This is a genomic window from Candidatus Palauibacter sp. (assembly GCF_965216145.1).
GTDB lineage: Bacteria > Gemmatimonadota > Gemmatimonadetes > Palauibacterales > Palauibacteraceae > Palauibacter.
The window spans coordinates 2,374,894-2,400,486 of sequence record NZ_OZ244149.1; the positions used below are offsets into that span (position 1 = coordinate 2,374,894).

Here is a 25,593-nt window from a genome sequence, read left to right on the forward strand (position 1 = left end):
TTCCGTTCCGCGCCGGGTTCAGGCCTTGAGCGAACGCGGCGCCCCGAGTCTCTTGTGCGCATGAGTCCGGAACCCTTCGACTTCGATGGTGCCTACGGCGACGCCTACGAGCGGCTCGCCCGCACCGTGATACCCGGCTACCTGAGCTCGTTCCGCCAGGCGCTCGCCCTCCTGCAGGGACGCCTCGGCCCCCGCGCGCGGTTGCTCGTCGTCGGTGCCGGCACCGGGATCGAGATCGTCACCTTCAAGAGGGCCGAACCGGGGTGGCGGCTGACCGGCGTCGATCTCTCCGCCCAGATGCTCGACACCGCCGAGCATCGGGTGCGCGAGGCCGGCGTCGAGGCCGGCGTCACGCTCATCCACGGGACGGTGGACGACCTCGACGCGGCCGACCTCGGCGCGGCCGACATCGGCGCGGCCCACTTCGACGCGGCCACCTGTTTCAACGTGATGCACTTTCTCCCCGACGACGGCGCCAAGCAGGCTCTGCTGCGCGGCATCGCGAATCGCCTCCCGCCGGGCGCCCCCTTCGTCCTCTTCGAACTCCACGGGGATCGCGCCGCCCCCGACTTCGACGAACTGTTCGCCGCCTGGAACCGCTACTGGAAGATCCAGGGGATGGGAGGCCCCGAACGGGTCGAGTTCCGCGCCAGGATCGACGCGGGCATCCACTGGGCCTCCGAAGCTCGCATCCGCGAACTGATGGCCCGGGCGGGATTCAAGGACGTGCGGCGCTACTTCCGCTCGCTCCTCTACGGAGGCTGGATCGCGCGCCGTGCGCGGTAGCGACGTTCCCGCGGGAACGTCTTCTTCGGCCAGTTGCCCAACTGGAGGGGTTCCCGCGGGAACGTTTCTCGGGCGAAGCCGGTCCCACGCGTGGCGCGTGGCGGCCGCGTGCCTGGTGTTGGCGTGCGGCGGCGAAATGGGGCCGCCGGGCGTCGACGAGCCGCGTGTCGCCTCGGTGGAGGTCGTCCCCGGCGTGGCCCTCATCGTGGGAGAGGGTGGGGAAGCGACGTTTTCGACCATCGCCCGCGCCGGCAACGGGGCGGTTGTGACCCGTACGCCCCGGTGGTCCGTGGAAGATCCCGGCGTCGCCGCACTCGCGCCCCGGGCTGCCGCGGGCGGCCCATCGACCGCGGTGGTCGAGGCCGTGGGCACCGGCGTGACCCGGGTCGTCGCGACGATCGACGGGGTTCGGGGCACCGCGCGGCTGGAAGTCTTCGTCCCCGAAGAAGTCGTCCGCTACGAACCGGGGCGGAGCTACTTCGGCCGGAACGGCTACGTCGAGTACGTCCCCGGCGACCTCCCGGTGATTCTGTCGGCGCCACACGGCGGAGGGCTGACCCCGGTCGAGATCCCCGATCGTCGGTTCGGGGCCCACGTCACGGACCTCAACACCGTGGAACTCACGCTCGCCCTGCGCGGGGCCCTGCTCGACCTCACGGGACGCGCGCCGCACGTCATCCTCTCCCACCTGCGCCGGACGAAACTCGACCCGAACCGGGAGATCGGGGAGGCCGCCGAGGGCAACCCGTTCGCGGAGCAGGCGTGGCGCGAGTTCCAGGACTGGATCGAGTCGGCCCGCACCGCCGTGGCGGCGGATTTCGGGGCGGGACTGTATCTCGACATGCACGGCCACGCGCACGACATCCACAGGATCGAACTGGGATACCTGCTCACGGCCGACGACTTGAACCAGCCGGACGCGGCGCTCGATCGTGAGGAGGTTGTTGCCCGCTCGAGCATTCGCGCGCTGGGGCGGACCTCGCCGCTCCCCTTCTCGCGGCTGCTGCGGGGCCCCACCTCCTTCGGGGGTTTGCTCGAGGCGGAAGGGGTCGCGTCGGTGCCGAGCCCCGGCGACCCCTCCCCCGGCGACGCGCCCTACTTCACCGGAGGCTACAATACGCGGGAACACGGGTCGCTCACGGAGGGTGAGGCGATCAGCGGTATACAGCTCGAGCACCACTTCCCGGGTCTGCGGGACACGCCCGCGAACCAGCGAGCCTACGCGGCCCGGGCCGCCCGCGTAATCCGGCGCTTCATGCTGGAGCACTACGGGGGCCTCGCGCGCCGCGGGGTGACCCCCCGCTCAGGAGCTGTCGAGTTCGGGGAAACAGGAGGAGAAGAAGCCTCGGTCCCGCGTCAGGAAGCGCTCGGCCGCCGCCGCCGCATGCGCGCCGATGAGGAAGTCCGTAATGATTCGCTCTCTGGTACCGCCGGCTTCCCGGTATCGTTTCCAGCGGCGCCCGGCGTCGTAAGCCATGTCCGAGTCGATCGCGGACACGACGACATTGACTTCGCCGAGCGTCCGGTCCAGCGCCCCTCGGTCGGGGAACGCCGGGGCCAGTTCCGCGTACACGACGTCACAGATGATGATCCCCCCCGCGTCGTAGGCCTCCCGCAGCCACTCCCTCGATGCGGCGCCGTGCCGAGGGTCACGCAGGAAGACGTCCAGCAGGACACTCGTGTCCACCGCCGTGATCATCTCCCCCGAATCTCCTCGAGGTAGTCGTCCGTGATCCCGCCGGTCTCAAGGACGCCGTACACACGGTCGACGGGGTGCCGGGCCGCGGACCGCTTTCGAACGAGGAGGCCCCCGTCCGCCGGCACTACCTCGACTTCGACGTTGTGATGCATCCCGAACCGATCTCTGAGTGGCTTCGGGAGCGTGATCTGGCCGCGTTCGGATACGCGCATGATATCCCCTATATGAATTACAAACTCCTACATTCATACCCATGACTGCGCTCCGCGGGCAAGTCCTGGGGTCCCGGCCGGGCGGAAACGTTCCCGCGGGAACGTTCCGCTGGAGCACGACGGGGGGTCGGGGGTACGTTCCGACCATGAATGGGACAGAGCGGGGGAAACGATCCAGGCTCGTGCCGGCGCTCGCGCTGGCGTTGGCCGTAGCGGGGTGCAGGGCGCTCGGGGCCGACATCTCGGCGCAGGAGGGACCGCCGCCTCAGGAGTCGATGGTGCTCCTCGTGTCGGGAGGGGTCCGGGACGGCGAGATCGTCCTCGGGCCGGCCTTCGCCTACGAGGGGGCGGTCCGGCTGCCCGAGGAGCCGGGGCCGTATCGGATGAGGGGGCTGGACGCGGAGGGGGACACGCTGTTCTCCGTGAGCCTCACGCCGAGCGAAACCAGCGAGGGGGGGAGCGGCTTCACCGTCGCGATCCCGTTCGATCCCGCGTGGACCGAGGCGCTGGACCGGATCGAACTGCGCGGCCCGGAGGGCGTGGCCACGCTGGATCGGTCGGACGGGGGGCGGGCGATGTTGGTCCGCGACCGCGTCACGGGACATGTGCGCGCCATCCTGCGCGACCACTCCGGCGGGCTTCCGCCGGGGTTGGCGGCGGACAGCGCGTCCCTCGACATCATCCTGGGGCTGCCGCGTCCCCCGGCGCGTCCCCCGGGCTGAGTCGCGAGGTGAACACCCCGGGCGATCGTGTTAGCTTCGCCTGCCGGCCGGGTAGCTCAGTTGGTAGAGCAACGGACTTTTAATCCGCAGGTCGTGGGTTCGACCCCCACCCCGGTCATTGCCGGCACGCCCAACTCCAGTTCCAGTCTAGTTCCAGCGGTATCCGAGACGGGCGTGGTAGAAGCCGCCGTTGGAACCGAATGGAGACCCCGGACCGTAGCGGTTGCCCGAGAACGTGGCCCCGGGATTCTCCTCGGGGTAGTGGTTGAGGGCGTTCTGCCCGCCGGCGGAGAGGCTCAGCGACTCGTTGATCGACCAGGACGCCTCGAGATCGAGGACCGTCGCGCCGGGATAGGAATAGTCGTCCCGGGCGTCGAACCAGCCGGCGTAGTAGCTCACCCGCGCCATCAGCCCCAGCCGCCCGAGCGCGTGCTTGCCCGTTAGGAGCCAGCGGGTCGCCGGGAGCGCTTCCTCGAGCTGGCGGATCCGCGTGTCGTCCACCTTCTCCGGATCGAACTGCGTGACGCGCGTGTCCGTGTGGTTGAAGGCGAAGCTGATCGACGTGCCGCCCCCGAGGGCGGGCGGCGCGTAGGTGGCGACGACGTCGACGCCCTGCGTGCGCGTGCTGAAGTCGTTCGTGAAGAAGCGGAACTCCTGCAGGTTCCGCGCGCTCACGATGCCTTCCTCGACGAGCCGGGTCTGCTCGTCCGGCGTGAGATTGAAGCGCTGCGTCAACGCGATCCGGTCCGACAGGGCGACGCGGAAATAGTCGGCCGTCAGGTGGAAGGCCCCGCCGCCGCCCAGCACGGCGCCGAACGCCAAGTTGCGCGACTTCTCGGCGTCGAGCGGGACCCCGCCCCGCAACGCGGCGACTCTCGACGTGGAGGGGATCGTGCCGCTGTTCACGAGGTCCCCGAGTTCCCGGTCGAACAGCGTCGACACGTTGAAGGCGTTCTGCTGGCCGGGCGTGGGCGCCCGGAAGCCCGTGCTCACGCTGCCCCGGAGCGCGAGTGCGCGGGTGAGCCCGTAGCGGCCGGCGAGCTTCCCGTTCAGCGTCGACCCGAAGTCCTCGAAGTCCTCGAGCCGGAGGGCGCCGCCCAGCGTCCAGCGGTCGTTCCGGTAATCCCGGAGTTCGGCGTCCGCGTAGAAGGCGGTGTTCGTGCGGTGCCAGTCGCCGGCCGCGATCGGGCTGAAGCCGGGAAAGCCGTTCGAGCCCGCGCTGAAGCCCTGGGGCGCGAGCGGGCCCAGCGTCCACGACGCCTGGTCGCCGAGTCCGACCGTGAAGTGCTCGTCCCGCCACTCCACGCCCGCCGCGAGGTCGAGGAGGTCGCTCACCGTGTACGCCGCATCGACGTGCAGGTCGATGTCCACCTGCCGGTACAGCCCCGGGTCGAACTCGGTCGGCGTCTCGGGGCCGAGCGAGGCGTTCACCGTGTTGAAGATGAAGAAGTCGACCTCGTGACGGCCCCAGTTCCCGCTCACGTCCCAGTGGAGTCGCCCAGCCTGGCCTTCGACGCCTCCGACGAGCGACGCGTCCGTCACAGCCCCCCCGAATTGGGGGGTGAAGCCGCCCGGGAAACGTTTCTGGAAGGTGAAACAGTTCGGGTCCGCCAACACGCCATCGAGGGCGGCGGGGTCCGGCAGACCGTTCGTGACCCGGACCTCCGGACAGCCGGCGGAGCCGTCGAGGACCCCGTCCCGCGCGTCGAGCAGGTCGCCGACCAGAAGCGTCTCGCCCGCGTCGAGGCTGAACACGCCGCTCCGCGTGTTCGGGTTGCGGAAGAAGAAGCCGCCCGTCACCTGCTGGCTCGCGTAGTTTGTGTGGGCGTAGACCTTCGTGTTGCCGCCGAGGAAGTAGCCGAAGTTGCCCCACAGCTTGAGGTCGTCCTCTATCTCCGGCGCGCCCCAGATCTGCGCCGGATCGCGCACATGCGTGTTCCCCGCCGCGACGAGGACCTCGGCGTCCGTCCGCTGCACGCTGCGGCTCGTCGAGTTCGAGCGGCCGTACTCGGCGCTCAGGTTCGCGAACCCGGTCGGGCCGAGGGGGAGGCCGGTGTTGCCGGAGATCGTGTAGCCCTCGCCGCCGCCATCGGCGAAGCCGCCGCTCCGCACCTCGAGCGCGCCGCCGGAACGGGCGTCCTTGAGGTGGAAGTTCATCACGCCCGCGATCGCGTCGGACCCGTACTGCGCCGACGCCCCGTCGCGCAGCACCTCGACCTGCCTGAGCGCGATCGCCGGGATGCTGGACAGGTCCGGCCCCTGCGCCCCGTCCGAGACCCCGTTCCCGATCCACGTGATGACCGCCGCGCGGTGCCGCCGCTTCCCGTTCACGAGCACGAGCGTGTGGTCGGGCGCCAGCCCCCTGAGGTTCGCCGGCCGGATGATCTTCGCCCCGTCCCCGGACGCCTGAGGGTTGATGTTGTAGGAGGGGATCGTCGTCCTCAGGAGATCGCCGATGTCGGTGTCCCCCTGGTCCATCAGCTCCGACGGGGCGATGGCGTCGATCGGGACCATGGATTCCGTCGCCGTCCGCGGGCGCGAGCGGCTGCCGACCGCCACGAGCCCGGCCACCGAGATGACCGTCTGCACGAGCGGCACCTCGATCGTCACGACCTCGCCGTCGACGATCGCGGCCTCGCGTCGCTCGATGCCGTAGCCGAGGAGGCGCACCTCCACCTCGACCGCCCCGGCCGGGAGGTTCGCGATGTGGAAGTGGCCCTCTACGTCGGTGATCCCGCCGTAGCCGAGTCCCGGCAGCGAAATCTGCGCCCGCGGCAGCCCCGCGCCGCTCGCCGCGTCCTGCACGATGACGTCGAGCCCGCCCTGCCCGAGCAGCGCCGCGGGACTCGCCCCCAGCGCCAGGGCCGCGACGAAGCAGACGCGGAAGCAAACGTCGGGGATTCGTCGCATCTTCATCCCTCGCTATTCCTCGTTCCCGGGAGCGGCGGAAAGCAGGTCGCGGGTCCACGCGGCGATGTGTTCCATCTGGCGCTCGCGCTCGCTCGCCCAGCGCGGCAGGCGGAGGGCGGCGGCAACCAGGGCTGCCGCCCCGCCCAGCCCGAGCATGGCGGGCATGATCATCGGAGCCCCCGCCTTTCCGTCGGCGATCGGGAAGCCCAGCAGCTTCCGGCGCGGCAGGATCTCCGGGTCGGCATCGAGCGCGACGCCCGCCCGGGAGGCGCGGGCGAAGATCTCCCTCACCTCTTCTTCCCCGTACCTGCGCTCGGTCATCCGGGACTCTCTCCGGTTCGCTCCTCCACCCTGCGATGGGACCGCGACGGCACCACCAGCGGACCGCGACGGGACGTCGAGAGATGACACGCGGGAGGGAGGGGCGCAACTTGTCATCCGTCTCTTCGGCGCGACTCGATGGGAAGGAGCCCGATGTGAAGGTCACCAGGTGGTTGGCGGGACTCGCGGTGGCGACGCTGCTCGTCTTCCCCGCAACCCTCGAAGGACAGCGCGCGTTCGGGGTCAAGGGTGGGGTGACCTTCGCGGACGCCGCCTTCTACGACGCGTTCACCTCGAGTCCCAGGGCGCGCCCGGCCGCGGGCGGGTTCGCGACGTTCCCGATCTCGAACCGCGTTGACGTCCAGCTCGAGGTGCTCTACATGCACAGAGGCTTCGCGACGGGCGGGGAGTACGAGGACGGTTCGACCACGCGGATGTCGTACCTGGACTTCCCCATCATGCTCAGGCTGCGGTTGACCCCCGACGCGAGGCGCGTGCGCCCGTTCCTCAGCGGCGGCGGCTACTGGGCGCACGAGGTGGGCTGCCGAACCAGCGGGGGCGTGTCCCAGCACGAGCAGAGCGACAGCTGCGAGGGCCGCTTCATGCGGCGCGGGGTGGCGGACGTCGGGCTCATCGTCGGCCTCGGCCTCGAGGCCACGGTGTCCACCCGGTGGTTCCTCCTCCTCGACGCCCGCTACAACTTCGGCGTGCGGAACCTCCACTGGGATCCCGGCTCCGAGGGAGCGAAGGCGCGCAACCTGTCGTTCTTCGGGGGCGTCGGGGTGCGGCCGGGCAGCTAACGGCGGGGCAGCGCCGTGATCGGGAAGGCCTTCACCGCCTCGACGATCCCTCGGGCCGCTCTCTGCGGCGCGTCGAGGATCACCCGTCGGTCGTGCGCGCTCGTGATGAAACCCGTCTCGATGATCAACGCGATCGTCATCGGGTGGAGCGCGTGCTCGTACCGCCGGTAGTTGAAGGCGTAGTAGTTCTGCATGCGGCGGGTCTGTACCGGCAGGTTCCTGAGTCCGGTCGCCGCGCCGTAGGTGTCCCGGAGAAGCCGCGCCGCGTCCTCGGCCCGTCCCGTGGCGTCACGCCGCGGGGAGGCGACCCGGTATCCGGAGGCCGCCGGGCTGTCGCTCCCATCCGCGTGGATCGCGATGAAGAGGTGCGCCCGGTAGCCGGGGGGCACGACGGCGGGGAGGATGTCTACCTCGTAGCCCAGCGCTTCGAGTTGCGCGCCGGCCAGTTCGGCGATGGCGAGGTTCGCCTCCCACTCGGCGGTCCCCTGCCACTGCGTCCCGTTGTAGCGGAGACGCCTGAGCTCGCGCGGGGCCTCGGCGGCGCGCCAGTGCCCGGCCTGGAGTCCGATGCGGATCGGGCCGGCGGGGGCGCCCCACTCCTCGGGGGTGGGGATGGGGCCGGGGTAGCGGTTGTAGTTACGCCACCTGCGCCACCTGTCGCTCGCGTCGTCGGACGCGTCGCGTTCGGTGGCGCGCTGCTCCTGGGCCGCGGCCATGCCGACGCCGGGTCCCACGAACCCGGCTGCGAACAGAACCACGGCGGCCGTGAGTACCGTCAGCTTCAAATCGAGACCTCCTCGCGAGCGCGGCTCCCACGACCTCAACCCCCCAGCGGCCCGGATCGTTGAGGCTAACCCGCACGGCGAGCCCCCGGCAACACTTCAGGGACGAGGGTGAAGCGCCACAGGATTCAGCGGCAGCGGAGCCCGGGACTCACGGGAAGCCCCTCCGTGGCGGAGGCGGCGAGCGTGTTGAACAGGAGCTTGAACGTGTTGCGCGGCTGCCCGCGGAAGTGCGGGCGGAACCCGAACAGCACGACCTGACCCTGCCCGACCCCCACCTGCGCGGCGGCGGGGTAGCCCGCGAGCACCTCGTCGCCGCCCAGCGTCCAGCCGCTGACGAGGAAGTCCGGGTCGGCGTAGCACACCGGGGTCGAGATCCGCCCGCCGCCGCCCGCCCCGCCGCCGCCGCCCGTCCGCTCGAGCACCTGGCTGCGGGAGAAGAGGGCCATCGCCTCCTCGTCCATCCCGTAGCCGATGGGGTGGGAGGGGTCGACGTCGAGCCGGATCACGGAACCGGGGATGAAGAAATCCCGCGAGGAGAGTCCCCGCGTCCGGTTCCGGAAGGGGAGGCCGAACGCCTCGATCGCGTAGTCCACCGCCTGGTCGAAGGCGACGAGCCAGCCCCCGGCCTCGACGAAGGCGCGGAGCGCGGCGGCGCCCTCGTCGCCCAGGCCGCCCGTGTACTGCTCGGGCATGGTGCCCGGTTCGTTCCCGCTCGCGATCCCGGCCGCGCCCTGCGAGGGGAGGAGGATGACGTCGAAGCGGGACAGGTCGCCGCTCCGCACGTCGGCGTCCCATACGTTCTCCCACTCGAAGCCGTACCGGTCCAGCACCCAGCGGGTCCAGCCCTCCGGCATCGGGGCCTGCCACGAGCGGTAGATCGCGACGCGCGGGGCGCGTGCCGCGGCGGTCGCGTCGGAGGGCAGGGGATCGGGCGCCCCGGTCAGCGTGAACCCGTGCTCGGCCGCGAGCGCCCGCGCCGCGTCGCTCGACAACCCCGGGAGCCAGTACGAGCCGGCGGGGATGACGCCGCTCGGCGTCGACAGGTCGCGCGTGGTCCGGAAGCGGTCCCCGGCCCGGCCGGCGTCGCTGCCCGCCCCGGCCTCGCTGCCCGCCCCGGCCTCGCTGCCCGCCCCGGCCTCGCTGCCCGCCCCGGCCCCCGACGCCAGCGCCGCCAGCCCGCGGTAGACCCAGTTCGAGTTCCCGTGCAGCGCGAAACCCGCCGCGCCCTCGCCGCGCACCTCGCCGACCTCCGCCGACACCTCTCCCCACTCTCCGGGCGGCATCTCGAACGGCTCGTCCACGTTCACCACCTCGAGGCCCATCTGGAAGCGGAGTTCGTAGCCGGTCATGTCGTACGGGGGCTCGGGCGGCCCGCCGGGGAACTGCCGACGGTCCGGGTACTGCTTGGGCTCCATCAGGTCGACGACGTACGGCCGGAAGGCCTGGGGCGGAATCACGTACGACCCCGCGGGAAAGGCGAGGTCTCCCGCGAGGTCTCCCGCCGGATCTCCCGCCGAGAACCCTTCCGACGCGCGCACGAACTCGATCCCCGACCGCGACATGAGTCCCATGAACTCGACGACCGTCCCCGGGTCGTGCGAAGCCGCGGGGTCCAGCACGTAGGCGAACGGTCCGCCCTCGGCCGCGTTCCCGCGCTCGATCTGGCGCCGGCCCATGCGGTAGTGGTTGAAGAGGTACTCTTCCCTGAGCTTGGCGCCCATGTCCGCCACGGCCTTCGCCGCGGTCATCATGTAGTCCATGGCGTCGCGGATGTGCCAGCAGCCGCCGAGCCAGGGGTTGTTGTAGTTCGTCGAGGGCGTCTTCGCGGGCAGGTTCCCGGCGCGGGCGCCGAACGTGTCGGGGATCTCGTCCTCGTCGTAGCAGCGCGGCGTCGCGTACCCCGCGCCGGCCGTCTCCGTGAGGAAGCCGAGCATGTTGTGGTAGTCGGGCCCGCCGCGCATCGACCCGTTCCACCACAGGTCGAACACGATGTCGCTGTTCACGCCGGGCTTCCCCTCCTCGTCGAACCGGCGCCGCATCGAGTGTCCCATCTGGTTGATCGAACTCACGACGAGCGGGTCCAGATTCGGGCTCACCGGGTTCTCGAACGGCGGCATCCAGATCCGCCCCGGGAAGGGGCTCGACTGGTGCTGGTTGTAGACGATCTGAGGGAACCAGTTGTGGTACAGTTGCCGCGTCACGGCCTGCGTCTCGACCTGCGTCAGCATGTACCAGTCGCGGTTGTTGTCGTGTCCGATGTAGTGGTGGTACAGCTCGGGGACGCGCGCCATCTCGAACTCGCCGCCCACGTTCGACATGTACCAGTCGGCCACGATGTTGAGGCCGTCCGGGTTCATGTTCGCCATCAGCAGGAGGACCGCGTTGTCGCGAATGCGCCGCGTCTCGGGCGACTCGTCCGTCACGAAGTGGTGCGCCATCTCGGGCATCACCTGCCCGTGCGCGACCTCGGTCGCGTGCAACCCGCCGTCGATCCACACGATGGCGACGCCCTCGCGCGCCAGCGCCCGCGCCTCGTCCTCGACCAGTACCGATCCGTACCCGGCTCCAGGGTCCCGCGCGTAGGCGAGCGTCCGCGTGATCTCCTTCAGCCGCTCCATGCGGCGGAGGTTCGCGGGCGACGAGATCGCGGCCAGATAGAGCGGCTCGCCCCGCGTGCTCTCGCCGATCTGTTCCAGCACCATGCGGTCGGTGGACGCGGCCAGCGCCTCGAAGTAGGCCTTGATCCCGTCGTAGTTCGTGAGCCTGTAGTCCTCACCGGGCGCGAATCCGATGATCTCGGCGGGGGTCGGCGCGTCGCCGGCCCCGCCGCCGTCGTCCGTCGCGCAGCCGACGAGCAGTATCGAGGAACACAGGACGGTGCCCGCGAGCCGGGAGCCGAGAGTCGCGCCGTCGAATGTGGATCTTGTCACTTGCCAGCCTCCCTCAGGGGGTCGCTACGGTTAGGGGGTCGCTACGGTTCCTCTGCGGATCTCGTCAGGTTACCCTCCGGTGCCCCCCCCGGGCTGCGTAAGTTCGAGCAGCAGATCGAGCTTCTCCCCAACTTCCCGCGGGATCGCGGAAGGCTCCCACAGAGCCACGAGGCGGTAGAAATCTCCCTTCCTGAGCAGTATGGGAAGGCCGAACCGTGCTCCGGACCGGCGAAAGAACTCTTCGGCGAGATCGCTCAGCTTGATCGTGCGTGTCTTGGCATCCCACAGGAGAGTTGCGGCTTCGGGATCCAGCCCCTTCCAGGTCGCGAAATCTCTGTCTTCTCCGTCGAAGACGCGGTCGAGGATGAGAGCGTCCAGTACCTCGTCGATCGTCTCCCGAACGTCGGCATCCCGACCCCCGCTGAACCTTCCCTCGGCAAGGGATTTATCGGCGAAACGCCTCAGGATCTCAGGCGTCACCACATAATTCTCGACCTCATGGCGGGCCCAATACGCAATGGTCATACCGCCTTCTCGCGAATCCTGTCGCTCTCTTCCGTCACTGTCGCGAATCCACAATCCCTTGAGTCCCGGCACCATTCCGCTAATGGATTTGAAATGCCCCCGGGGCTTCCTCCCGTAGGCGCCTTCCGCCCGCTCGAGTTCGGAAACCAGGTCGGGTTCCGGATGGTTGTCCTGCTCATAGTATGCATTGATCCCGGCTCCCTTTTCCCAAACGTCCGCCGCCGGGTGTTGCAGTTGCTTCGCCAGTTCGTGAAGGATGTCGAAGTCTGTCCGCCCTTCGATGTAGAGCACATGACCGCTCTGCCGGGCCCTGACGTAGTGCTCCGCGCCGTAGTACCGGAGGGCGTCGAGAATGGGGTCTTGTGCGGCAAGATCGTGGACGGCTCCCTGAAGGAGCAGAGTGAGGTTGTCACGGAGCGCTTCGGAGTACACGACCTCCGAATGGGTGGCGATCACCACCTGCGAGTCGTTCTCGGCGGCGACTCGACGCAGCAGCGTGTAGACCTGCTTTTGGCGGAGAATCTCGAGGTGCGCGTCGGGTTCGTCGATGAGCAGCACGCTGCGAGGGTGGGAATGGACGTAGGCGAGGATGAGAAGCATCTGCTGCAAGCCCCGCCCCGCGAGCGCGACTTCAAGCGGCTCCTGCACCGAGGACTGCCCGTATTGGAGGGAGATGCCGCCCCGGGATGTCTCCGTCGGATCCTCCAGTTCGATCGCGAACAGGCGACGCATCAACTGGACGATGCGTCGCCAACTGTCGGGGTCGTCCTGGTACACCATGAGACAGAGATTGCGCAGTACCTGGGCCGTCTGTCCCTGGCCGAGCAGCACGTCGACCCGGCCCGGCTGGAGGAGCGGCTCCTCGATGTCGATCCCTGACATCGGGTACAGAAGCCGTACGTCGATCCCGGCGGCGGTTTCGATGGCGCCGGGGTTCGCCAGCGTCGGTTCATCCGGCGTGCAATAGACAAGTTCGGTACCTGAGTTGCGGAAACTCATCGTGACGGGACAAATCTCGCCCTCGTGCAGCACGCCGAGCGTGATCTCCATCATGATGTTCGTGCGGCCGGTGCGGACGACGGTGTTGTGCCAAAACTGGCGGGTCCGCGGCACAGGTACGGAGACGATGCTCAGCCGGTTGAGCGATGTCGCGGTTCGCTTGCGAGGGGGAGCTTCGCCCTTGCGCTCGAACCACGTCTTCACGGCCTGTGACCAGAGCGCCATCGCCTGGATCGCGGTCGTCTTGCCGCAGTTGTTCGGACCGATCAGAACGGTGGGATGATCCAGTTCAATGCACTGCGCATCTCCGAACTGCTTGAAGTTCCGTATTTCGAGATAGTGTAGTGGCCTCATCTCAGATCCGGATTTCTCCCCACATCTGACCGGTCTCGGTCTCGGTTGACGGTCGTATCGATGCCCCGCACGAAGCCGCGTGCGGCCTCGATGGGTTCGAGCGGAATCAGCTGGACCCGTCCATCGAAGGCCAGAACCTGCACCTTCTGGCCCGGTCTGAGCCGCAGGCGGTCCCGGACGTCTCGGGGAACTACCACCCGATACCGGGAAGAAATGGTCACGATGCTCATGGTGCAATCCATCAGTTCGGTATGACGCGGACGACCCGGCCGTCCGGGTCGACGACGGTGATCGGTCCTCTCAGGATGTCGTCGCCGTAGGGGATCGCGCGAGCGGGGGCCGCGCGCGCCGCGGCATCCGGCTGCGGCAGCTGGTACCATTCCGCCAGGCCCACCTTGACCGCGTAGCCGAGATCCGCCAGCGACTGGACGGTGATCAGGCTCAGCGGTTCGCGCTCCCCGATGGCCTGGTAGGGCGTCATCAGTTCGTGTCCGAGCACGGATTCCCGCCAGTGCGAGTCGGCGGCCCCGGGACCCGACTGGTTCTCGACCGGCACCTTCTTGCCGTCGTCGTAGTTCAGGCCGCCCTTCTCGTCGAACGCCTGGATGGCCAGCCGGCCCGTGAAGTGGGTGTCCGCGTCCGGGTTGTGGAGCGACGGGTCGCGGAGCAGGCCGTGGTAGCTCCACACCGTGCCGATCCCGAGCACGTGGCCGATCTCGTGCAGGATCACCTCCCCGACATCCTTCAGGTCGCCGTCCTCCGCCAGCGAAGCCAGGTCGGCGGCGTCGAACTCGACCGCGCCGAGGAAGGGGAGAGCGGAGCCGTGGCGGATCCCGCACGGACCGGCCCGCGCCAGCGTGTGGCCGACGCCGTCGATCTCCCGCACCGAGGCCACGACGACGAGATCGTCCACCGTCCCGATGCGCTGCTCGCTCAGGATGTCCCAGCACCCCGTCTCCGCGTCCTGGCCGCGCGGCACGTCCGGCAGTTCCGTGTCCGCCAGAATCGCCGACCAGAAGCGCACCGCCTCGTCCAGCGCCTCCGCCTGAGGCGCCGTGACTTCGTCGAGGAGGATGAGATCGATGTCGAACGGGCGGGAGTTCGCCTCTCTCACCGTCACCTGGAACGAGATCTCCGCCGTGCCTCCCGCCGAGTCGGCCGCGGTCACCGTGGCGGTCGCGGATCCCCGGGCCACGGGAGTCAGGGTCACCGTGTCCCCCCTGGCCGCCGCCACGACCACGGCCGAATCGGAGGAGCCGGCCGTGTACTCCAGCGCCCCGTCCTCCGGGTCCCGGAAGTAGGACGACACGTCGATCATGGTCTCGTGGGCGCCCGCCTGCATCCGCTGCGGCGACACCTCGCGCACCGGCACCGGCGGCCGGTTCCCGCCCGACCCGAACAGGGCCAGGGGGTCGCCGAGCCCGATCTCGAGGCCGGAGGCCGCGGCCGGGATCGTGGGCGCCGGCCCCGCCACGACCTGTGCCTCGCCCGCGCCGCCCCCGCCGCCCGTGACGATGACCTCCGCGCTCCGCTCGCTCCCGGCCTCGATGACGGCCGAGTCCGCCGACAGTTCGCCGCCGCGCACGGACAGCGGGATCCGCATGCGGAAGGGCGCTCCCGCGGCCAGGTGGAGCCCGATCCGGGCCGGGCTCGCGGCGTCGGGTTCCTCGCCGTCCGTGCGCTCGATGTCCAGCCGGAGCGCGAACGGAGCCCCGGGGTTGTCGGTCAGGAGGAGTGTGTCGAGGCTCGCGAGTCCGACGAACATGCGCTCGGGCAGTTCCGTCAGCCGGTTCCGTTCCAGCCGCAGGATCCGAAGGTCCGCGAGCCCCGCGAACGGGGCCGGGGGGAGCGTGGCGAGCCGGTTGCCGTACAGGCGCAGCACCTCCAGCCGCGTGAGCCCCGCGAACACGTCCTCGGGTAGCGTCTCGAGCTGGTTCCGGTCCAGCCGCAGTTCCCGGAGGCTGGAGAGCCCCTGGAAGACATCGCCGGGCAGCGTCTCCAGCCCGCTGTCCTGCAGGAGCAGGCTCTCGAGCCCGGAGAGGCCGGCGAAGGCGCCCGCCTCCACTTCCCCGATGCCGCCGTTGCCGAGGTACAGCCACTCGAGCGCGGGGAGCCCGGCGAAGGCGCCGCGGGGCAGCGTCTCGAAGTCGTTGCTCGCCAGATTCAGCCGTGTCAGGCGCGCGAGCCCGGCGAAGGTGCCCGGCTTCAGGGTGGCGAACGCGTTCCCCCGCAGTTCGAGGCTCTCCAGCGCCGGGAGCCCCTCGAAGGCGCCCTCCGGCAGCGCCGCGAGTTCGTTCTCACCGAGGTCCAGCGTCGCGAGGCTCGAGAGCCCCTCGAAGGCACCCTCCGGCAGCGTCTCGAAACCGTTGTTCCGCAGGCGCAGCGTCTCGAGGCTCGCGAGTTCGGCGAAGGCCCCCGCCGGGAACGCGGTGAGGCCGACGCCGGAGAGGTCGAGGTTCCTCAGGTTGTAGAGGCCGGACAGGTCGCCCCGCCGCAGAGTCGGGATCTCGAACCCGGCGAGGTTGAGCGTCGTGATCCCGAGATGAGAGACCGTGACCTCCTGACAACTCGTGGCCCGCGTGCGCACGACGAGAGCGTCCCGGATCTCGGGGGTGCGGTCGCAGACGCCCTCCTTGATCGTCACCGCCGTCGAGGTCGTCGCCCCGAGCACGTACCCCGCGCCCGCCTGCGGGGGCTCGAGGCTGAACAGGAAGACCTCGCGCGCCGGCTCGATGTCCGCGTCGTCCCGGATCGGGATCCGGACGTCGACAACGCTCGTCCCGGCGGGGAAGGACACCGAAACACCGGCTTCGTAGTCCGCCGCGTCGGCGTCCGCCGTACCGGGGTCCTCGTCCGCCGCGAGCGTGTACCGAACGGTGAGGGGTGTGGCCGGCGCGCGGTCGAGCCGGATCGACACGATGGCGTCCACGCCCTCGGACGCCTCCGGCGAGCCCGCCACGACCGTCGCCACCGGCGTGCGGGCGGGTTCGGGCCCCGGCTCCGTCGTGCCGCCGTCGCACGCGGCCATCCCCACGGCGACGGCGAGTGCCGCCCACCTGCTTCGTGTCAAACCCATGATCCGGCCAACGTCAGGTCCTCGTGTTCGAAGGCGGATTCCATCCGTGCGATGCTCCCCGCGGAAGCTCCCAGAGCGGCCGCATCGGCTCTCCAGCCGGAGACCGCCCGCCCCACCTCGCCGGCGATCCGCTTCGCCCGGTCGAGTTCGAGCCCATAATACTCCGCGGTGGCCAATGCGCGGTCCAACGAAGCCGTCCCGTCATACTCGTCGATGTGCGTGCGGAGCACCCGCGGGCGGATCTGCGTGGGCGTCGGGTTCAGGTCGTAGGCCGGCGAAAGTCGCCAGCCCGGGGCGTCGTCATACAGGAAGCCGTGGTTGCGAAGGTGGTCATCGGTGTTCGAGACGAGGATGCTGAAGACGATCCTTCTCCAGAGTTCGGCCAGATCGCGCTTCGCGGCGACGCCGTGGCGGCGAAGCGCGTCCGCGATCTCCAGATAGGACCTCTGCTCGCGATCGTCGGCCCCCAGCATGCTCATCGCGGACAGGAAGGGCACGCGACGTGCGCCGTCACGATCGAAACGCCGCAGGATGAGGACACGCTGCCCGGCGACCTGCTCGAGTCGCCAATCGGGAACCTCGATCCCGGCGCGGCGCGCCAGCGAGAGGGCGACGCCTTCCCAGAGCACGATGTCGTATTCGTCCGCGGCGTGGGGGAACTTGGCGATGGCCAACCCGCCGTCACCGTCCCTCACGGCGGCCTTCGGCCGGGCGCCCCCGAGCGAGGAGCCGGGCCCGAGGAGCAGCCGCAGGTCGTCATCCCCTTCCTCATCGCGCGTGACCCGCGTCGAGGCGGCCAGGAGTCGTCCCAGATCGACCAGGGGCGGGATGCGCCTCGCCCGAGGCTCGGCGAGGAAGGGCTCGTCCGGGCTCCTTGAGAATCTGAGCGCCCCCATGCGCAGTTCGTCATCCACGCGGAGAAGGAAGTCGGACTCGAAGAGTGTGCGGGGTGCGCGCCCCTCGTGCCGGGCGCGTCGAACCTCGTCGCGCCGCAAGAGGACGCGTCCCCAGCGGTCCGGCGCCGAGTCGCCGATCGATCCGAAGAGCGCCCGTCGGGTGTGAAACGGACCGGGTCCGAGCGCCAGGGCCGGCTCGAGCGCGAACCGTCGCGGGTGGTTCAGCCAGTCCGGATCGTAGTCGAACGACGCGCTCTCGCCGCCGCCGCGAACTCTGACCCGGAGTCGTCCGACGAGGGTCGGCGTTCGGTTGAGGTCGACATGGACCAGGATCCGGCGCTCCACGAGACGGCCTCAGTCCCCCGCGCGGTCGCGCCGCGAGCGCGGAGCGGGATTTCGGACGCGCTGCGGCAGGCGCTCCTCGAGCAGGTCGAGCCCGAGGCCGTCCCGGCTGCGGTCGGCGAGTTCCGCCACGCCGTCTTCCATGCCGAGGACGAAGAGGACGGTCGCGTAGTTGCCCATCGAGACGCCGGGATCGCCGCGCTCGATCTTGTGCAGCGTGGTGCGGCTGATCAGCGCCCGTTCCGCCATCGTCGTCGCGCGGATGCGGCGGCGGAGGCGGGCGTCCCTGATGTCGGAGCCGAGCTTACGGAGGAGTCGCCGAACCGGAAGCGGCAGCGTCCCCTGAATGTGGTTCTGCATCGTAATGACCATGATAGTGGTTGTTGGTACGTTTATGGTATATTATCATGGACATTATCTCAAGTCTTGGACACCGTACGCGCTCGCGGCCTCATCGGCGGAGACGTAGCCGTCGAGCACATCCTCCCGCACGCGCTCGGGCAGCCGCCCGGACGGGTCGCCGAGGCCGCCTCCGCCCGGTGTCTCCAGCACGATGCGGCGGCCGGGTGGCACCACCTCGCGGCCCTTGGGCCGGAAGTCGCCCACGCCCGGCACGTGGACCCGCCCCGCGGCCCCGTCGCCGCCCCCGTCGCGGCCGCGGGCCGGGTTGCGCACCCGCTCGAACATCTTGGAGACGGCGAACGCCTCGCCCGACGCGTGCGAGATCTCCATCACCTGTCCGAGGCCGCCCCGGAACTCGCCGTGTCCGCCGGAGTCCGGGATGTACTCCTTCCGCCAGAAGATGAGCGGCGCGACCGTCTCGGTGATCTCGATCGGAGTGCTGCGGACGCCGGAGGGGAAGGCCGTCGCCGAGAGGCCGTCCTTCCCGGGGCGGGCGCCCGTGCCCCCGGCGTGGAACGGGTTCACGACGAAGTCCTCGCCCCGGTAGCGGTGCGCGCCGGTGAGGCCCGGGCCGGCCATGATGACCGGGTTCCACAGGCACGACGCGCCCTCGGCGGGCACCGAGCCTGGCTCCAGCGCCTGTTCGAGACAGCCGAGGACGACATCCGGGAGCATCTGCCCGATGGCGTGACGAGCGGAGACGGCGGCGGGCGGCGGCGCGTTGAGGAGCGAACCGGGCGGGGCGGAGACCTCGATCGCGGCCAGCGAGCCCGCGTTGTTGGGGATCTCGGAACCCACCATGCAGCGCACCCCGAACGAACTGTAGGCGCGCGTATACGTGACGGGGACGTTGATGCCGCGCGACGACATGGGCGACGTGCCGTCCCAGTCGATGCGGATCCCGTCGGGACCCACGGTGAGGGCGCACACGAGGTCGAGGTCCTCGTCGTAGCCGTCGATCCGCATCCGGTTCCGGTACGTGCCGGGCCGGAGGGCGCGGATGCGCTCCAGCATCGCCCGGCGCGAGGTCTCGATGATGGTCTCGGCCAGCGGTTCGAGCGCATCGATGCCGAACTCCGTCATCATCGCCGCCAGTCGCTCGCATCCGGTGCGGTTGCAGGCGGCCAGCGAGTAGAGGTCGCCCTGGGCCACGTCCGGGTCGCGGACGTTCGCCCGCACCAGCCGCATGAGCGTTTCGTCCACCCGTCCGCCGCGGATCAGGTAGCCGATGGGGAGGCGGATCCCCTCCTCGAACACCTGGTTCGCGTCCGCCCCGAAGCCGCGCCCGCCGACGTCGGCGATGTGACTCGTGGCCGCGAACAGTGCGACCGGACGCCCGTCCAGATACGCGGGCGTGACGACCGTGAAGTCGTTGAGGTGCCCCGTCCCCTCCCACGGATCGTTCGTGATGAGGACGTCGTCTTCGCCCAGCGTCTCCACGGGGAAGTCCCGGAGGAAGAACCCCACGGAGGCGGCCATGGCGTTGACGTGGCCGGGCGTGCCCGTGACCGCCTGCGCGAGCATGCGCCCGGAGAGGTCGAACACGCCGGCGGAGAGGTCGCCCGCCTCGCGCACGGGGGTGGAGAACGCGGTGCGCACGAGGGTGCGCGCCTGCTCCTCCACCACGGAGAGGAGCCGGCTCCACATGATCTGTCCCTCGAGGGCCGCGATGCCGGTCTGGGCCGCGACGGCCGCGTCCGCCGCCGCCCGCCGCTCGACGAGGAGGTGGCCGCCGGCGATCACCCGGGCCTCCCAGCCGTCCGGGACCACCGTCGTCGTCTGGTCCTCGGCGATCAGCGCCGGGCCCTCGACGCGGGCTCCCTCGCGTAGCTCCCCACGGATGTAGACGGCCGCGGCCGCCGACTCGCCGCCGGGTCCGTCCCACAACTCGGTCCAGCGCGCGGGGGCCGATTCCGTCGCGGCGGGTCGCCCGGACGTTCCCGCGGGAACGTTTTTCCCCGTTTCGGGACCACCTTGGGACCACAAAGACGTTCCCGCGGGAACGTTTCCGGCCTCCGTCGCGGGGGCCGACACGACGAGCGTCCAGCTCAGGACCTCCACGTCCAGCCCCGGGATCGTGCGTCCATACACCGTCTCGTAGCCGCGGTCGAACGCCTCGCGCAGAGCCGCCGCGTCGCCGACGTCCTCGGGGAGGTCGACGCCGATCTCGTGTCCCTGCCCGACGTAGCGCATGTAGGCGCGCGCCTTCTCGCTGGTGGCCGCCCCCGGCGCCCCGCGCGAGACCACGGCCACGGCCTCCGTCCTCATCTCGTCGAACGCCTCTCGGACGACCCCGGGATCGAAGCCCGACAACCGCATGTAGCGGCTGCGCACGACCTCGTAGGAGATCGGAGCGAGGAGGAAACCCACGGCCGAGCCCACCCCCGCGTCGGCGGGGACGAGGAAGCGGTTCACCTCCAGCTTGTCCGCGAGGCGCGCGGCGTGGATCGGGGCGGAGCCGCCGAAGGCGATCAGCGTGCGGCCGGCCACGCCCTTCCCCCACTCGACCGCGTGGGTGCGGGCCGCGTTGGACATGTTCTCGTCCACCATCTCGCTGATGCCGAGCGCGGCGAGCCTCGGGTCGAGGCCCAGCGTTTCCCCGACCCCGGCACCGACCGCGGCCTCGGCGCGCCCCCGGTCGAGAGCGATCGAGCCGCCGGCGAAGAGGTCCGGGTCGACCCGCCCCAGGACGACATCGGCGTCCGTCACCGTGGGCTCATCCCCGCCCCGGCCGTACGCCGCCGGCCCCGGCTCCGACCCGGCGCTAGCGGGCCCCACCTGGATCCGCTCGAGGTCGTCCACCCCGGCGATCGACCCGCCCCCGGCCCCGATCTCGACCATCTCGATCACGGGGATCCGCACCGGCAGCCCGCTCCCCTGCTTGAAGCGGTAGCTGCGGGCGACCTCGAACGTCCGCGAATGGAGCGGCTGCCCGCCGTCGATGACGCACAGCTTCGCCGTCGTCCCGCCCATGTCGAAGGAGAGGACGTCGCCCAGTTCCAGCGTCCGCGCGAGATGGCTGGCGAGGATCGCGCCCCCGGCGGGTCCGGATTCCACGAGGCGGACGGGAGCCGCGACCGCCGTCTCGAGCGTGGTGAGCCCGCCGCCCGAGGTCATGAGAAGGAAGGGGCACGCGAACCCAGACTCCCGCAGAGAATCCGCGAGCCCCATCAGGTAACGGGCCATGAGCGGCTGGACGTAGGCGTTCGCGCAGGCCGTCGACTGTCGCTCGTACTCCCGCACCTCGGGGCACACGTCCGAGGCCAGCGTCACCGGCAGCCCCGGCCGCCACTCGTCCAGGATCTTCCCGATCCGCCGCTCGTGGTCCGGGTTCGCGTAGCCATGGATGAGCCCCACCGCGACGGACTCCACGCCGGCCGCCTCCAGCGTCGGCAGGAGCGCGCGCACCGATCCTTCCTCCAGCGGTACGAGCACGCGTCCCCGGTGGTCGACCCGTTCCTCGACGGGGAGCCGGAGGCGGCGCGGGACGAGCGGGGGAGGGCGGTCGACCCCAATGTCGTACTGCTCGAAGCGGTTCTCGTGCGCCATCTCGAGGGCGTCGCGGTGCCCAGATGTCACGATGAGGGCGGTGCGCGCGCCGCGGCGCTCGATGATCGCGTTGGTGGCCAGCGTGGTGCCGTGGATGACGAGGCGGACGGCGGAGGGCGTGACGTCCGCCAGCCCGAGCACCTTGTGCACCCCCTCCAGCACGCCGCGCTCCGGCAGCGCGGCGGTCGTGAGCACCTTCGTCGTGACGAGCCGCCCGCCGGCCTCCAGAGCGACGTCGGTGAAGGTCCCGCCGATGTCGATCGCGAGCCGGGCGTCGCGGCTCGACTCGTCCATCGCCTTGCCGTTCATCCGCCGCCCACCCGCCGCTTCGAGCGCCGCTTCACCCGTCTTCGCGCAGCGGGACGGTGTAGTTGAGCGCCAGCCGTCCTCCGTCCGGGTAGATCGTCTCGCCCGTCAGGTACGAGGCGTAGTCGCTCGCCAGGAAGACGGCCACCGTCCCGATCTCCGCCGGGTCGCCGAACCGTCCCAGCGGGGTGCGGGAGAGGATCGTGCGTCGGGCCTCATCGTCGGCGATCACCGAGTCGAGGATATCCGTAACGATCGTCCCCGGCCCGATCGCGTTGACCCGGATGTCATGCGGCGCGAGCGCCAGCGCCATGACCTTCGTCAGCTGCATCACGCCCCCCTTGGAGGCCGCGTAGGCGAGCTGGTTCGGGATCGTCACCACCGCGTTCGTTGAGGACATGTTGATGATCGACCCCTTCACCCCGCGCGCCACCATGTCTCGCGCCACGAGGCGGGAGAGGAGGAAGGTTCCGCGCAGGTTGACGCCCAGAACCCGGTCGAAGTCCTCGACCTCGGCGTCCAGGATCGAGCCCTTCCGCGATGATCCCCGCGTTGTTCAGGAGGATATCGCACCCGCCGAAGCGTTGCGTGCAGGCGTCGAGAAGGGAGGCGCAGTCCGCCTTGTCGCTCACGTCCGCGCGCACGGCGAGCGTCTCTCGGCCCGTCTCCTCCGCGATGCTTCGCGCGGTGTCGGCGCAACGCGCCTCCAGCACATCCCCCAGCACGACGTCCGCCCCGTGACGGGCGAAGGCCAGCGCGCACGCGGCGCCGATCCCCTTCGCCGCCCCGCTGACGATGGCGGTCTTCCCCTCGAGTGTGATCACGTCAGAGCCTTCCTCGTTCGATTGACCACTTCCCCGGCGACGCTTGGCGCCGTGATGTCTGGCGTCGTGATGATCCCGGTTTGATGGCCGCCGCGAAAGTTACGGGGGTCGGAGCAGCGGTCCCCATGGTATCGACAAAGACGGCGTGTGGCATGCAACAGCAAGACATCCGCTCCCACTGCTCGCGAGGCTACCCGCTCGCGACCCGGGTCCGGAAATGGTATAGTTACGTAACATACCATACACACGGATCATGCCATGAAAGAAGAAACCCGGCACTCGACGTCCGAGGCCTCCCCCGATCAGTTGGCCGGTACCGAGCGCGTGACGATCGACGAGGCCGGTCGGCTGGTGGTTCCCGCGCGCTTTCGAAGGGCTCTGGACATCCGAGGCCGACAGCAGCTGGTCGTCGGGCTCGAGGGCGACACGATCCGGCTGCGCACCCCAGGCGCGGCACTCGCGCGCCTGCAGGCCATCGCGCGGCAGAAGCGGCAGGGGTCCGGGAGCGTCGTCGATGAATTCATCCTGGAACGGCGAGCCGAAGCTGCCCGTGAATGAACCGATCGCAAGTGTTCTGGACGCATCGGCCGTCCTGGCGGCGCTATTCGAGGAACCCGGGGTGGCCCGCGTCGCTCGCGCCCTCGAGCGTGGGGCCGCCATGTCGTCCGTGAACCTGGCCGAAGTCGCGGCTCGCCTCTCCCGGGAAGACTGGTCCTCGGCGACGGTGGCGAGCGTCGTCGCTGAAATGGGGATCGAAGTCATTCCCTTCGACCGGCAGACCGCCCTGCTCAGCGGCGCCTATCGCCCGATGACGCGGCACGTCGGCCTCGGACTGGGTGACCGGGCTTGCCTGGCCACTGCGTGCAGGCTCGGTCTCCCGGCACTAACCGCCGATCGGAGCTGGGCCGAACTCTCGATCGAAGGGGTGAGGGTCGTCACAATCCGCTGACTGCCGGGGGAGGGGCGGATTTTCTGGTCCTCCACGGTCACGTCCAGGATCGACCACATCCGCGCCGTGATGTCCGGCATCGTGATGATCCCGGTTTGATAGCTGCCGCGAAACTGCCCAAGTCGGGCCTCGGCCTGCCAGGATCGGGGCACGAGCGGCCGACGGCGTCGCACAACCTGGGTGTCGTCAGCCCCGGGCAGAGATTAATATATAAATTACCGTGGGAGGGAAGGGATTCCGGCTGCATCCGCGCCACGTCCGCCGGAGTACATCGGACCCAGACTGACGATCGAATGCATGTCGCGATCGAGCGGAACGTGTCCGGCGGGCGACTTCCTGGACGCGATCACGTCCGGATCTTCTGCTTCTTCACCGAGGACCGAAGACTGGTGCTGCTGCACGGAATCAAGAAGAAGGGAACCCGACTCAGGACGAAGGACATCAAGAAAGCGAACCGGATGAGGGAAGAGTTTCTCGACAACCCAAGATGACGAGACGAGATGGGGAGATGGACAACGAGACATGGGTCCAGCGGCAGACGGCCACTCCGGAGGCTCGGAAACTCTACGAGGAGGAGCGGCTGATCCTTTGGGCGACGGAAGCAATCGCCGAAACCATTGAGGAGCAGGGTCGCACCCGAGCGGAGGTCGCGAAGGCTCTGGGTACGAGCCGCCCCAACGTCACACAACTCCTCAACGGATCCCGCAATATGACGCTGCGGACGCTCGCGGCCCTCGCCCATGCCTGTGGGATGCGTGCGGACATCACGCTGGAACCCCTACCCCGGCTCGCCCACAAGCCGGAAGTGACCGCGCTCGACCGCCCGCAGGGCTCTGCCAGGTCAAGGCGGCAGGAGTCCGAGAGCGTTGTCGACGCGTTCATCGCGGAGCGACGCGCGGAAGCTGCGCGTGAATGAAGGGATTGGCGAAGGCCCTGGATGCCGGGGATGGCCTTGTGGCGGCCCTCCCACGCGTCCCGTCGCAGCATCGCGGGGTTGTGGTCACGATGTAGTCTTGAATTGGAGGGAGCGTTGCGGCCCACCGGGCCAGCGGCGCGCACCCGGGAGCGATTCACCATGGAATTTGCCCTGCGCGAGGCGAAGGCCCGCCTCTCCGAACTCATCGCCGCCGCCCGCAACGGCGAGCGCGTGATCATTACGAAGCATGGCCGCCCTGCGGTCGAACTCGTGCGCTGCGACCATGGCGGCGGGATCGACTTCGACAAGCTGGAGGCCGCGCGCCGTCGACTCGGACTAGAGGGAGACGGCGAGCGGTGGCCGAAGGAATACGACGATCCGGCCTTCAGCCGCCGCGTGCTCGGTCTCGACACCGGGTAGTCGGACGGACGAATGCGCGTTCTGCTCGATACGTCCTATCTCTACGACCTCATGGAGGCACCGGGACAGTTCCGTGAGCCCGAGCGCCGCTTCCTGGCCGCCCGCGACGTTCGGATCCACGTGAGCGCGGTGTCGATCTGGGAGATGCGGCTCAAGCACCATGCCCGTCACCCGTCGGGCGCGCGCAAGAGTCGCTTCGCTCCGAACGACGTAGTCGCGGCCCTTGAAGATCAGAATGTGACGTTCCTGCCGATGACGATCCTCCACGCCGCGCAGGCGCTCGAGCCGCCGCTCGAGCCGCCGCTTGATCACAAGGACCCGTTCGACGAACTGCTTCTCGTCCACGCTCGGCGGGAGGGCCTCAGACTGCTCACCGCCGACCGGCGTCTTGCCCGCCATCCGCTTGCCATTGCCGCGGAGGGACTCGGCTAGGTCCGGATCTCAGATGGTTGTTCACCAGCGCGAGATCTCGAGCAATCATGGGAGTGTCGGTGCCCCTGTGTCGGCCTATGCCAATTGAAAATCCCATTTTGAATTGGCATAACGCTTCGCAGGGACCAGCAACAACCCCCAGGCCGCCTCCGGTCTCGCTCCCTCGGGTTGTCGGGTGGAGCGGCTCCAGCACACGCATCGCGATGCCGCAGAGGCACTCGTGCCAGCTCTGGACCTCGGGATCGGCCACACCTTCACTCGCCGTACACGCCCGGGAACGTCTCCGAACGCGCGATACCTCGATGCAACCCTGTGCGCGTGACCGCTGTCTGTAGGGGTGTGTTGATTTTTCAGCACATCGGCGCTAGGGTTTCGTCCCGGAGGGGACATCGGCCCTTCGTGAGATTTCGTGAGATTTCGTGAGATTTCGTGAGACAT

At 69.6% G+C, this 25,593-nt stretch carries 22 protein-coding genes, 1 tRNA gene and 1 pseudogene; 10 read left to right on the forward strand and 14 right to left on the reverse strand.

Annotated features, from left to right (window positions below; genetic code table 11):
• Window positions 1–60: 60 nt before the first annotated feature.
• Entirely contained in the window at window positions 61–786 is a 726-nt protein-coding gene (locus tag ACOOHF_RS10065) for a class I SAM-dependent methyltransferase (protein WP_420461561.1), read from the forward strand.
• Between the two features lie 1,303 nt (window positions 787–2,089).
• On the opposite strand, the gene ACOOHF_RS10070 is transcribed toward ACOOHF_RS10065, so the two are convergent.
• Entirely contained in the window at window positions 2,090–2,485 is a 396-nt protein-coding gene (locus ACOOHF_RS10070) for a type II toxin-antitoxin system VapC family toxin (RefSeq protein WP_420461562.1), read from the reverse strand.
• Window positions 2,482–2,697: an AbrB/MazE/SpoVT family DNA-binding domain-containing protein gene (locus ACOOHF_RS10075; RefSeq protein WP_420461563.1), complete on the reverse strand. Its 216-nt coding sequence runs from the start codon at window positions 2,695–2,697 to the stop codon at window positions 2,482–2,484. Before ACOOHF_RS10075 ends, ACOOHF_RS10070 begins: the two co-directional genes overlap by 4 nt.
• 182 nt (window positions 2,698–2,879) lie before the next feature.
• On the opposite strand from ACOOHF_RS10075, the gene ACOOHF_RS10080 reads away from it, so the two are divergent.
• Together ACOOHF_RS10080 and ACOOHF_RS10085 are read left to right on the forward strand one after the other, a co-directional pair.
• Complete coding sequence (locus ACOOHF_RS10080) at window positions 2,880–3,419, forward strand: hypothetical protein (protein ID WP_420461564.1); 540 nt, start codon at window positions 2,880–2,882, stop codon at window positions 3,417–3,419.
• Window positions 3,420–3,464: 45 nt separating this feature from the next.
• A tRNA-Lys gene (locus ACOOHF_RS10085) sits at window positions 3,465–3,537 on the forward strand.
• 29 nt (window positions 3,538–3,566) lie between these two features.
• Here the strand turns inward: ACOOHF_RS10085 and ACOOHF_RS10090 are convergent.
• Together ACOOHF_RS10090 and ACOOHF_RS10095 are read right to left on the reverse strand one after the other, a co-directional pair.
• Window positions 3,567–6,335, reverse strand: a complete 2,769-nt coding sequence (locus ACOOHF_RS10090) for a TonB-dependent receptor (RefSeq protein ID WP_420461565.1) — start codon at window positions 6,333–6,335, stop codon at window positions 3,567–3,569.
• A gap of 6 nt (window positions 6,336–6,341) precedes the next feature.
• A complete protein-coding gene (locus tag ACOOHF_RS10095) occupies window positions 6,342–6,650 on the reverse strand; it encodes a hypothetical protein (RefSeq protein WP_420461566.1) in 309 nt (102 codons plus the stop codon).
• Window positions 6,651–6,805: 155 nt separating this feature from the next.
• Here ACOOHF_RS10095 and ACOOHF_RS10100 point away from each other — a divergent pair, with 155 nt between their 5' ends.
• A complete protein-coding gene (locus tag ACOOHF_RS10100) occupies window positions 6,806–7,450 on the forward strand; it encodes a porin family protein (RefSeq protein WP_420461567.1) in 645 nt (214 codons plus the stop codon).
• On the opposite strand, the gene ACOOHF_RS10105 is transcribed toward ACOOHF_RS10100, so the two are convergent.
• The 10 genes and pseudogenes from ACOOHF_RS10105 to ACOOHF_RS10150 all read right to left on the reverse strand — a co-directional run.
• Window positions 7,447–8,235: an N-acetylmuramoyl-L-alanine amidase family protein gene (locus ACOOHF_RS10105; protein WP_420461568.1), complete on the reverse strand. Its 789-nt coding sequence runs from the start codon at window positions 8,233–8,235 to the stop codon at window positions 7,447–7,449. The genes ACOOHF_RS10100 and ACOOHF_RS10105 overlap by 4 nt on opposite strands.
• Window positions 8,236–8,360: 125 nt before the next feature.
• Complete coding sequence (locus tag ACOOHF_RS10110) at window positions 8,361–11,165, reverse strand: M14 family metallopeptidase (RefSeq protein WP_420461569.1); 2,805 nt, start codon at window positions 11,163–11,165, stop codon at window positions 8,361–8,363.
• A 69-nt stretch (window positions 11,166–11,234) separates the two neighbouring features.
• Window positions 11,235–13,043, reverse strand: coding sequence for an AAA family ATPase (locus ACOOHF_RS10115; RefSeq protein ID WP_420461570.1), 1,809 nt, complete (start codon window positions 13,041–13,043; stop codon window positions 11,235–11,237).
• Complete coding sequence (locus tag ACOOHF_RS10120) at window positions 13,040–13,273, reverse strand: AbrB/MazE/SpoVT family DNA-binding domain-containing protein (RefSeq protein WP_419933806.1); 234 nt, start codon at window positions 13,271–13,273, stop codon at window positions 13,040–13,042. The genes ACOOHF_RS10115 and ACOOHF_RS10120 overlap by 4 nt, the downstream gene beginning before the upstream one ends.
• 11 nt (window positions 13,274–13,284) lie before the next feature.
• A complete protein-coding gene (locus ACOOHF_RS10125) occupies window positions 13,285–16,113 on the reverse strand; it encodes a leucine-rich repeat protein (RefSeq protein ID WP_420461571.1) in 2,829 nt (942 codons plus the stop codon).
• Complete coding sequence (locus ACOOHF_RS10130) at window positions 16,110–17,360, reverse strand: type II toxin-antitoxin system HipA family toxin (protein ID WP_420461572.1); 1,251 nt, start codon at window positions 17,358–17,360, stop codon at window positions 16,110–16,112. The genes ACOOHF_RS10125 and ACOOHF_RS10130 overlap by 4 nt, the downstream gene beginning before the upstream one ends.
• Window positions 17,361–17,369: 9 nt before the next feature.
• Entirely contained in the window at window positions 17,370–17,717 is a 348-nt protein-coding gene (locus ACOOHF_RS10135; RefSeq protein ID WP_419942484.1) for a hypothetical protein, read from the reverse strand.
• A 54-nt stretch (window positions 17,718–17,771) separates the two neighbouring features.
• On the reverse strand, window positions 17,772–21,617 hold the full coding sequence (locus ACOOHF_RS10140; protein WP_420461573.1) for a hydantoinase B/oxoprolinase family protein: 3,846 nt from the start codon (window positions 21,615–21,617) through the stop codon (window positions 17,772–17,774).
• Between the two features lie 31 nt (window positions 21,618–21,648).
• A complete protein-coding gene (locus ACOOHF_RS10145; protein ID WP_420464357.1) occupies window positions 21,649–22,140 on the reverse strand; it encodes an SDR family NAD(P)-dependent oxidoreductase in 492 nt (163 codons plus the stop codon).
• A 67-nt stretch (window positions 22,141–22,207) separates the two neighbouring features.
• Window positions 22,208–22,438: pseudogene (locus tag ACOOHF_RS10150) on the reverse strand (SDR family NAD(P)-dependent oxidoreductase); the annotation flags it as partial.
• A 258-nt stretch (window positions 22,439–22,696) separates the two neighbouring features.
• Here ACOOHF_RS10150 and ACOOHF_RS10155 point away from each other — a divergent pair.
• The 6 genes from ACOOHF_RS10155 to ACOOHF_RS10180 all read left to right on the forward strand — a co-directional run bounded on the left by ACOOHF_RS10155 (window position 22,697) and on the right by ACOOHF_RS10180 (window position 25,155).
• A complete protein-coding gene (locus ACOOHF_RS10155) occupies window positions 22,697–22,996 on the forward strand; it encodes an AbrB/MazE/SpoVT family DNA-binding domain-containing protein (RefSeq protein WP_420461574.1) in 300 nt (99 codons plus the stop codon).
• A complete protein-coding gene (locus ACOOHF_RS10160) occupies window positions 22,953–23,387 on the forward strand; it encodes a type II toxin-antitoxin system VapC family toxin (RefSeq protein WP_420461575.1) in 435 nt (144 codons plus the stop codon). The genes ACOOHF_RS10155 and ACOOHF_RS10160 overlap by 44 nt, the downstream gene beginning before the upstream one ends.
• Before the next feature lie 293 nt (window positions 23,388–23,680).
• Window positions 23,681–23,878, forward strand: coding sequence for a type II toxin-antitoxin system RelE/ParE family toxin (locus ACOOHF_RS10165; protein WP_420461576.1), 198 nt, complete (start codon window positions 23,681–23,683; stop codon window positions 23,876–23,878).
• Window positions 23,875–24,303, forward strand: a complete 429-nt coding sequence (locus ACOOHF_RS10170) for a helix-turn-helix domain-containing protein (RefSeq protein ID WP_420461577.1) — start codon at window positions 23,875–23,877, stop codon at window positions 24,301–24,303. The genes ACOOHF_RS10165 and ACOOHF_RS10170 overlap by 4 nt, the downstream gene beginning before the upstream one ends.
• Before the next feature lie 159 nt (window positions 24,304–24,462).
• The gene (locus ACOOHF_RS10175) at window positions 24,463–24,723 is read left to right on the forward strand and encodes a type II toxin-antitoxin system Phd/YefM family antitoxin (protein WP_420461578.1); all 261 of its coding nucleotides are present in this window, start codon (window positions 24,463–24,465) and stop codon (window positions 24,721–24,723) included.
• Window positions 24,724–24,735: 12 nt separating this feature from the next.
• Window positions 24,736–25,155, forward strand: coding sequence for a type II toxin-antitoxin system VapC family toxin (locus ACOOHF_RS10180; protein ID WP_420461579.1), 420 nt, complete (start codon window positions 24,736–24,738; stop codon window positions 25,153–25,155).
• Window positions 25,156–25,593: the final 438 nt, after the last annotated feature.

Coding starts and splice junctions, on each gene's coding strand:
- ACOOHF_RS10065 (WP_420461561.1), top strand. CDS start 61: ATGAGTCCGGAACCCTTCGACTTCGATGGTGCCTACGGCGACGCCTAC.
- ACOOHF_RS10070 (WP_420461562.1), bottom strand. CDS start 2,485: ATGATCACGGCGGTGGACACGAGTGTCCTGCTGGACGTCTTCCTGCGT.
- ACOOHF_RS10075 (WP_420461563.1), bottom strand. CDS start 2,697: ATGCGCGTATCCGAACGCGGCCAGATCACGCTCCCGAAGCCACTCAGA.
- ACOOHF_RS10090 (WP_420461565.1), bottom strand. CDS start 6,335: ATGAAGATGCGACGAATCCCCGACGTTTGCTTCCGCGTCTGCTTCGTC.
- ACOOHF_RS10095 (WP_420461566.1), bottom strand. CDS start 6,650: ATGACCGAGCGCAGGTACGGGGAAGAAGAGGTGAGGGAGATCTTCGCC.
- ACOOHF_RS10115 (WP_420461570.1), bottom strand. CDS start 13,043: ATGAGGCCACTACACTATCTCGAAATACGGAACTTCAAGCAGTTCGGA.
- ACOOHF_RS10120 (WP_419933806.1), bottom strand. CDS start 13,273: ATGAGCATCGTGACCATTTCTTCCCGGTATCGGGTGGTAGTTCCCCGA.
- ACOOHF_RS10135 (WP_419942484.1), bottom strand. CDS start 17,717: ATGCAGAACCACATTCAGGGGACGCTGCCGCTTCCGGTTCGGCGACTC.
- ACOOHF_RS10140 (WP_420461573.1), bottom strand. CDS start 21,617: ATGAACGGCAAGGCGATGGACGAGTCGAGCCGCGACGCCCGGCTCGCG.
- ACOOHF_RS10155 (WP_420461574.1), top strand. CDS start 22,697: ATGAAAGAAGAAACCCGGCACTCGACGTCCGAGGCCTCCCCCGATCAG.
- ACOOHF_RS10160 (WP_420461575.1), top strand. CDS start 22,953: ATGAATTCATCCTGGAACGGCGAGCCGAAGCTGCCCGTGAATGAACCG.
- ACOOHF_RS10165 (WP_420461576.1), top strand. CDS start 23,681: ATGCATGTCGCGATCGAGCGGAACGTGTCCGGCGGGCGACTTCCTGGA.
- ACOOHF_RS10170 (WP_420461577.1), top strand. CDS start 23,875: ATGACGAGACGAGATGGGGAGATGGACAACGAGACATGGGTCCAGCGG.
- ACOOHF_RS10175 (WP_420461578.1), top strand. CDS start 24,463: ATGGAATTTGCCCTGCGCGAGGCGAAGGCCCGCCTCTCCGAACTCATC.
- ACOOHF_RS10180 (WP_420461579.1), top strand. CDS start 24,736: ATGCGCGTTCTGCTCGATACGTCCTATCTCTACGACCTCATGGAGGCA.